The sequence below is a fragment of the Paraburkholderia sp. RL18-085-BIA-A genome (assembly GCF_046027075.1).
Classification (GTDB): Bacteria; Pseudomonadota; Gammaproteobacteria; order Burkholderiales; family Burkholderiaceae; genus Paraburkholderia.
Genome location: NZ_JARESU010000235.1, coordinates 1 through 8,184 on the forward strand (window position 1 = coordinate 1; position 8,184 = coordinate 8,184).

Consider the following 8,184-nt stretch of genomic DNA (forward strand, 5'->3'; position numbering starts at 1 on the left):
CAATCAGGAGGCTGTCATGGCGGTGAGCATGGAAAAGGTGGGCATGAGCGAGGTTTCGCAGAACCTGGAGAAAGCAACTTACGACAAGGTGTTCTGGCGCTGTGTGCCGCTGTTCTTCCTTTGCTACATGGTGTCGTACCGATCGGGTCAATAACCGCTGCCAGGGTTTTCTTGCGAAATGTTTTTCGTCCTGCGAAAATTAGAGTAGTTAGCCCTGTTGATGACCGTCTACCTTCTTTCATGACTCAAACACCTTCTGACCGTATTGATGAGACTCATCGGGACTTCGTGGCCGCGCTTGCGCGCGGCCTCTCGGTGATCCAGGCCTTTAGCGAAAATCAGCCGGAAATGACGTTGAGCGAGGTCGCCCAGGCAGCGCAGATGAACGTCGCCACTGCCCGGCGTGCGCTGCTCACTCTGCACTCGCTCGGCTACGTCGGTATGCAGGGCAAGCGTTTTCTGTTGCTGCCAAAAGTGTTGTCGCTCGGGGTGGCATATCTGCGCTCGATGAATTTTAAGGACCTGGTCAATCCCTACCTGCAGGAAGTCGCGGACGAATATCGTGATTCCGTGTCCTTCGCGGTCCTCGATGGCGACGACGTCGTCTACCTGGCCCATGTACCCAGCAAGCGCAGCATCACGCGACGGGCGTCCGTGGGCTATCGGCTGCCTGCCTTCTGCACGTCGCTCGGGAGGATCTTGCTGGCCAACCAGTCGATCGAAGAACAGCAGCGTCTCCTGGCGCGCGCGCCTTTTCCGCAATATACGGCTAAAACCGTGGTCCAGCGTGACGACCTCGCCCGGGAATTCGCAAAGGCCCTGACCGACGGTTTCGCCACCCAGCAGGATGAGATCGAAATGGGCGTGGTGTCGATCGCGTTGCCGGTCTGCGATCCCCAAGGTAACGTGATCGCTGCGATCAACTGCTCCTCCGAGACAGACCGCACCACGATCGAGGATTTGATGGCCACGCGCCTGCCGGCCTTGAGGGAGGCGCGGGCCCATATCGAATGGGCGCTTCGCAGGGCGCCTGCTCTTGTCCATTCGATCCGCTCATCCTGGCGCGCGACGTAGTTCCATTGCCAACCAGGACGATAAGCTAGTCAGCTCAGCTGGCGCTGATGCGGCATGGAACGCGCGTTACGCGATCTCGCACGCAAGCGGCTGCAACTTGTGCAGCAACGAACGCTGCACATCCTGAGTATTGAGAGCCTGCTGGCCAGACAGATCAATCTGCGGATGAACGGCGAACACATCCAGCGAATGGACGATGCAGCGGTACGCGCACTTGCGCTACCGGCACATGTCGAGCGCGCGATGATGGCCAACATGGGTGTGCTGCGCTCGCAACATTGCTTCGTTTTACGGCAGCTGACGCTTGCGATTGTTTCGCTAGGCGAAAAAATATGCGCCAGGGGAAATACTGATTGACGCGGTTAGGGGTCGTCTATAGATTTCGACTAGCGCATAAAAATGCACGTAGCGAACAAATGAGCCGTCTGCAAGGTCCTTAGCCCGGAGTTGCCGGCCACATATTCGCGCGCTGAATACTCGACGAAAATCTATTAGCATGGAGCCGAATATTGAAGTCTGCTGAGCGCCCTACGACGGCCATTGCATGTGCCTTTCCCGATCGCGTCATCGTCCGTGATGAGGATCTTTGCTCCTCGCTGATCGGGCATCTCTCCCTCACTGAATATTTCCACCCATGAATGAGTTCTTGAATTTCGCTCCACTTCTCGTCGACCCGCCCACTGTCTCCGGTTTCGCCACCACTTCGTGGGGCGAGCACGCACGCGTGCGCCTCCGCGGCGCCCAGACCGATGGGCGCTTATCGATGCTCGTTTATGAATGTCCCGCAGGCTTCGGACCAGTGCGCCATCTGCATCGTGACGACGATGAGATCCTCCTGATGGAGCGAGGCACTATCGCGGTGTGGACGCCGCTCGAATGCCGCACAGCCGGGCCTGGCGATGTGGTCATGCTGCCCAAGGGCGTGCCGCACGCCTGGCGCTCATACGGCGACGAGCGGGTCCGGTTCCAGGTGATCGTGACGCCCGGAGAGTTCGAGCCGTTCTTCGAGCGCATCGTTGAGCGGAACCTTACTCTCGCGGATCAGGCTGAGCTCGTCACGGTCGCATCCGAGGCTGGGATGGATATCATTGGCCCAGCGTTGAACGATGAAGAAGTCGCGGCGATCCGCGCCGGCGGGCGCGTCTGAAAGCAGCGCTCTTCCGCCTTGAGGTTCTCGAGAGCCGCGCCGTCGCCACGGCGCTGGCAAGCCCGACGGAGGCCGGCAATGGCCTCGTTCATGGCAGCATACCTCTGCGCGGCGTGCGTTCCGGTGCAACCTCGGCGGCTGCATCAAGCCTTTGAATAAGCGGCCGATGTGCCGCGACAATGTGTGAATTGGAGATGTATTAGTGACTGAGAGCCTCAAACAAGCCTGCGACGCCGTACTGTCCCGCGTCGTTGCGGGCCAGCCGCGTCTGCCGGGCGTGGTGGCAATGGTGACTGACCGCGCCGGCACGCTGTATGCCGGTGCCGCTGGAGAGCGGATCCTCGGCAGCGGCGTGCCGATGACGACCGACACGGTCTTCGCGATGTATTCGGCCACCAAGGCGATCGCCGCCACCGCAGTGCTTCAGCTCGCGGAGGCGGGCCGGCTCGATCTCGACGCACCGGCGAAAGCCTACGTGCCGGAGCTCGGCCAGCTTGAGGTGCTCGAGGGGTTTGACGCCGACGGCAAGCCGGTTCTGCGCGCGCCGAAGCGAGACATCACAACCCGCATGCTCCTTCTTCACACCGCCGGGTTTGCCAACGACGTTTTCAACGAGACCTATCTGCGGTTGCGACAGAGCCTCGGCCTGCCGTCAACGGGCACGGCCAGGAAGGCGTCCCTGATGATGCCGCTCCTCTTCGATCCCGGCGATCGCTGGGAATACGGCAGTGGGGTCGACTGGGCGGGGCAGGTCGTCGAGGCGATTGCCGGAAAGCGTCTCGGCGAGGTGATGCAGGAGCGGATCTTCGCGCCGCTCGGCATGACGAGTACGGCATTTACTCTCACGCCATCAATGCGCGAGCGGCTGGCACGTGTGCACCAGCGCGGCGCCGACGCATCGCTGGAGCCGCTGATGAATTTCGGGCCTACGGCGAACCCCGAGGTGGATATGGGCGGCTCCGGGCTCTACGGGACCGTCGAAGACTACATCAGGTTCATCCGCATGTGGTTGAATCACGGGATGGGCGATCACGGCCGCGTGCTGAAGCCGGAAACCGTCGCCATGGCCGTGCAGAACGGTCTCGGCGATAAGAAGATCAAAGCGTTGCCCGGCGTGATCCCGTCGCTTTCCAACAACGCTGAATTCTTTCCCGGCATGTCAAAATCCTGGGCTCTCAGCTTCATGCTCAACGACGAGGCCGCGCCGACCGGGCGCCCTGCGGGCACACTCGCATGGGCGGGGCTCGCCAATTGCTATTTCTGGATCGACCACACGACGCAGGTCGGCGGCTTCTGGGCGACCCAGATCTTTCCCTTTGTCGACGCGACCGCCATCGGCGGATATCTCGATTTCGAAACGGTCGTCTACGAGGTTGTGTCTCGATAAGGCGGCAGGACGAGCGAGCCCCAATATGATTAGGAATGCTTACATAGTAAGCGAATAGAACTGCGCGGCAACCGTTCGGTCGACGTCGTCGTTCATCTGCCCCTTGCGGATCATGTGCATGAGTTCGATGCCGGCGAGGTTGATGGGCGCACGCCGGAAATCTTTGAAGCCACCCACAGCTGCCCTTCGAGCTGGCGCGACCTTACGGCGGCTTGCCGGCTGAGAACGGTCACTCGAGCGATCGAGTTGGCCGGCAACAGTCCTTGTCCGCCATCCTGGTCGTCTGCACCGTCTGCACCTCTGAGTTGAGAGAGTTTCGCACGGAGATGGCAATTGGGAGAGCTCCGCGACCTACGCCCCAAAGGGCTAGCCCGCGGTTGCTGCCGTGGGATGTCCAAGTCCGCCGGCCAGCGCACTTACCGCTGCGTTCACAGTTCGGGGGGTATTACTCTACGGAATAACCGCGATTCCGTGCCCGACACTACCGCACACTGCCGACGAGGCTATACGCGCGCTTCGCGGTCGCCCTTCGCGCGTTCGACGATGTGATTTTCACTTTTCGGGGGATGGGCGCTTTTAGCCTTCGACACACACACAAGCAGGGCGCCCAAAGGGGGACCAGGTATCGACCCGGGCGTGGTTATCGGCCAATCCGCTTCGCGAACCGGACGCGCTTCGATGGCAGGTTATAAACGTGGGTACGAGCCATCATTCTCCGATCGACACGAACGACCGGCCTGCGTCGGCGAAAAAAACGGGCATCGCGCGTGACTTGCGCAATGCCCGCGGTGCTTTTTGTGGCGCTCCGTTTCGCAACCCGCGCCGCTAAAGCTACTTCAAAACGCTCACTGAATCACCCGCGTCACACCTCGGCCACGCGGATCGGCAGCGGCTTCCGGCGTATCGCCGTTGACCTTGATTGCCTGGATGTCGCCGCTGAAATCCTGCCCCTTCAGCGTGTAGCCCTTGGCTTCGATCTGCTTGGCGAGCTCGCCGTCGATCGGCTTGTACGGCTCCCAGAAGATCGTGTTCGGCGGCAACAGCTGGTGATGGAAGCGCATCGCGCCCACGGCTTCCGGCAACGGCATGTTGAAGTCGTAGATGTTGGTGATCACCTGGAAGATCGACGTGAAGATGCGCGAGCCACCCGGAGTGCCGATCACGAGCGACACCTTGCCGTCCTTCGTCAGAATCGTCGGGCTCATCGACGACAACGGGCGCTTCTTCGGTGCAATCGAATTCGCGTCGCTGCCCACCACACCGAACATGTTCGCGACACCCGGCTTCGCGGAGAAGTCATCCATCTCGTCGTTCAGCACGATACCCGTGCGATCCGCCACCACACCCGAGCCAAAGTAGCCGTTGATAGTGTACGTGTTCGACACGGCATTACCCCACTTGTCGATCACGGAGAAGTGCGTGGTTTCCGCTTTTTCCGGCATCGTTGTGCCCAGCCCCGGCTGCACGCTCTTCGTATCCGACGGCGTATTCGGGTTCACTTCCGCAGCACGCTTGGCGATGTATGCGTCGTCGGTCAGTTGCGCGACCGGCACCTTGTAGAAGTCCGGATCGCCGAGATACTGCGCGCGATCGGCGAACACGCGCTTCTCGATTTCAGCGATCAGATGCACATACTGCGCGGAATTGAGCGTGACGTCCTTGAAATCGGGTGCGATGTCGGCCTTCATCTTCAGCAGTTGCACGAGACCAATACCGCCCGAGCTCGGGGGCGGTGCAGTAATCACGCGATAGCCGTTCCAGTTCGCCTGGATCGGCTGGCGCCACACCGCCTTGTACTGCTGCAGATCGGCCTTCGTAATCAGACCGTGACCGCGCATGGACACCGCAATCAGATCAGCCGTCTTGCCCGAGTAGAAGTCTTTCGCGCCTTGATCCGAAATGCGCGTAAGCACCGCGGCGAGATCGGGCTGCTTGAAGTTGACGCCCTGCTTCAGGTTGCCGAAGTAGGTGTCGAAGTTGGTCGTGCCGGCAAAGTCCTTCGCGGCGTCGTCGCGGCGTTGCTGCAATTGCTCGCTGACCTCGAAGCCGTCGCGTGCGTAGTGAACCGCCGGTGCGAGCACCTGCTTCCATTTGAGCTTGCCGAAGCGGCGTTGTGCTTGCCACATGCCGTCGACGGTGCCCGGCACGCCGACCGCGCGATAGCCGAACAAGCTCATCCCTTTGATGACTTCGCCCTTGTCGTCGAGATACATGTTCTTCGTCGCGGCCAGCGGCGCACGCTCGCGGTAGTCGAGGAAGTACGGCTTGCCATCGACATACAGCGTCATGAAACCGCCGCCGCCGATATTGCCCGCCTCTGGATACGTTACGGCAAGCGTGAAGGCAATCGCGACTGCCGCATCGACGGCGTTGCCGCCTTCCTTGAAAATTTGCTCCGCAGCATCGGCGCTGTACTTGTCTGCAACCGCGATCGCCGATGCGGTGAGAACGGCCGGTTGCGCTTTGGCAGGCGCCTTCGCAAAGGCCGGTGTGGCTTCCAGAAAACAGCTCGAAACAGATACGAGTGCGACCAGCGCAAGTCCGCTCACGGACGATTTGTTGTTGCGGAACAATCTCATCGGATAGCCTCCATGACAATTTCCCACATGATGGTGAAAACCACTGCCTTGGGCTTATAACATGCCGACCGGCGATTTGCGAAGCCACAGCACGGTTGTGGTGCATGCTGCAGTGCACCGGAAGCTCCATGCCGAGGCGAGTTGCGTCCTGTTTGCCTTTGACCGTTCGCCGGGATAGATCCTGGTGTTAGGCGATGGGACGCTCAGGCTCCACTGAGCGCGGCAGTGCGTCGTCGGGAAAGTGAACGGCGGCTTTTCGCTGAGGTTGGGACGCTTAAAGAAATTCACTGAAGGACAGCAACGGGTCGCGTGCTGCCGATCGAAACCCTGCGAGTCTGAAGCCGTTTATGCCGACTGCATGAGGCAGCACGCGGCCGAGGGTGTGTCAAAACGCAAAATCACTAGGTTTTAGGGGGTGCTTTACCCCTCCCGAGGTGTCGCGAGGCCGATATAGGGCGTTCTGACAAGCCGTTTCTTGCGCTGAGCCGAAGCGGCGTGCGTTTTGACACGGTCTGGGCCACCAGCGGCCGTTCGGCCTTCGACTCGGTTGGACATTCGAAAGTCCGTTTCGCCCGGTTAAGGGACGTTTCGTCGCCAATCGATTTAATGCTATCTTCGACGTCCACTACAAACCGGGGAATCAATAATGTTCCGCTTCGTGGCTGGTTGGACCCTGGATAACTTGAAGACCCCGTGGAACCGCCTTTTACGTGAGCGGTCAGCGATCCTTCTAAACCTGCAGGCATGGTGCAAGATTGCAGGCGCAACTATGGGCCATGTACTGGCTATCATGGTTGCCCTCGCCCTCTATTGGGCGCTAACAAAATGGCTTCCACCGACGGTGAATATCGCCGACTTGGATTCCGCTATTCAGTTACTCATCCAAGTATTGGCTGTAGCCGGCGCCATTATGCTTGTCGGTGTTACGGTGTATGCGTCGTCCCACGACATTTCCGATACCGTTGAGCAAATTGGACAGCAGTTGCAAGAGACTACGACTCCGTTTATGGAGCACTTCTTCGAACGTAAAAATGGAAGGAAGCTGAACACATATTCCTTCCGACGCCTATTGACTCGTGCTCTTGTGGATTTACAGCTGTGCTTTTATCGCGATACCGAAGATAAACGAAAGCCGTATTTTGTACTTCGAGAAAGATGGGATGGCGTCTGGTACTGGGTTCATGAATCACCGTTCGTTGATTTAGAAACCGTGCACGCTGGCGTGGTGCAGGCTTATCACGAAGTGGTAGTGATGGCACATGAAACACTCAAACATGTGCAAGCCATCAGGGGCCACCGGCTAAACCTTGTCGACTTGGGTCAGGGCACTCTGGGGTCAACTTCGTTCCTCAAGGGATTTAAGAAGGCTGAATTTGCGAAGCTGGGACGCTTACCAAATACCATGACCGTGGACCAGACCCTGAATATCATCCGCTTGGCTCTGTATTCAGAGCACTACATGAACGAGGAATTTCAGAACCACCGGGAAATGATTGACTGGGAACCGATGGTGGCTACTCATTTCTACCTCGTCTATGTCGACTATCTACGCAGCCTTGTTCACCTAATCGGGAAGTTGCAGCTTTTAAGATTTCGAAATGTTGCATTAAGGTTTCCGGTTGCACAGGAGGCCGATCAGGAAACTGTCGGAAATTTGACTGGGTACCCCGTAATCAACGCATGCCATGAGCAGCTTCAGACCATACACAAAAGGATCGTCTCGGTTCATGGCGTAGCGAGATACTTTGCCAACCTTAGACAATCGTCCATTCCCGGCATAGGAACAGCCGTAGTCGCGCTATTTTTGATGCTTGTCGCTTGGCCGTTTATCAAGCAATCGCTGCATACACCGATTGCGCAGGCGCACCTCTTCTCTACACTTTATTCCTTAGGTGTAGGGCACTGTTCGAAAGTGCGGTGTTTTTGAGCGGCGCGCTATGGGGCAAGAGTAGCGTAAGAAGACGCTGACTGCGTATGCCGATCACATGAGGCAGTAA

At 58.7% G+C, this 8,184-nt stretch carries 6 protein-coding genes and 1 pseudogene; 5 read left to right on the forward strand and 2 right to left on the reverse strand.

The genetic code is table 11. The annotated features are described in order from the left end of the window. The first annotated feature begins 288 nt into the window (after window positions 1-288). From P0D89_RS49395 to acmB, 4 genes are all read left to right on the forward strand, one after another. Window positions 289-1,074 (forward strand): IclR family transcriptional regulator domain-containing protein, encoded by a 786-nt coding sequence (locus tag P0D89_RS49395; protein ID WP_408369995.1) that lies wholly within the window; start codon window positions 289-291, stop codon window positions 1,072-1,074. A 54-nt stretch (window positions 1,075-1,128) separates the two neighbouring features. Continuing rightward, complete coding sequence (locus P0D89_RS49400; protein WP_408369998.1) at window positions 1,129-1,431, forward strand: hypothetical protein; 303 nt, start codon at window positions 1,129-1,131, stop codon at window positions 1,429-1,431. A gap of 406 nt (window positions 1,432-1,837) precedes the next feature. Then, a complete protein-coding gene (locus tag P0D89_RS49405) occupies window positions 1,838-2,221 on the forward strand; it encodes a cupin domain-containing protein (protein WP_408370010.1) in 384 nt (127 codons plus the stop codon). A gap of 202 nt (window positions 2,222-2,423) precedes the next feature. Then, window positions 2,424-3,608: a methyl acetate hydrolase AcmB gene (acmB, locus tag P0D89_RS49410; RefSeq protein ID WP_408370001.1), complete on the forward strand. Its 1,185-nt coding sequence runs from the start codon at window positions 2,424-2,426 to the stop codon at window positions 3,606-3,608. Window positions 3,609-3,647: 39 nt separating this feature from the next. On the opposite strand, the pseudogene P0D89_RS49415 reads toward acmB, so the two are convergent. Both P0D89_RS49415 and ggt read right to left on the reverse strand, forming a co-directional pair. Continuing rightward, window positions 3,648-3,779 (reverse strand): annotated as a pseudogene (locus tag P0D89_RS49415) (IS6 family transposase); the annotation flags it as partial. Between the two features lie 674 nt (window positions 3,780-4,453). Then, complete coding sequence (ggt, locus tag P0D89_RS49420) at window positions 4,454-6,187, reverse strand: gamma-glutamyltransferase (protein WP_408370004.1); 1,734 nt, start codon at window positions 6,185-6,187, stop codon at window positions 4,454-4,456. Window positions 6,188-6,833: 646 nt separating this feature from the next. Between ggt and P0D89_RS49425 the strand changes: the two genes are divergently transcribed. After that, the gene (locus tag P0D89_RS49425; RefSeq protein ID WP_408370007.1) at window positions 6,834-8,114 is read left to right on the forward strand and encodes a hypothetical protein; all 1,281 of its coding nucleotides are present in this window, start codon (window positions 6,834-6,836) and stop codon (window positions 8,112-8,114) included. Window positions 8,115-8,184 lie beyond the last annotated feature (70 nt).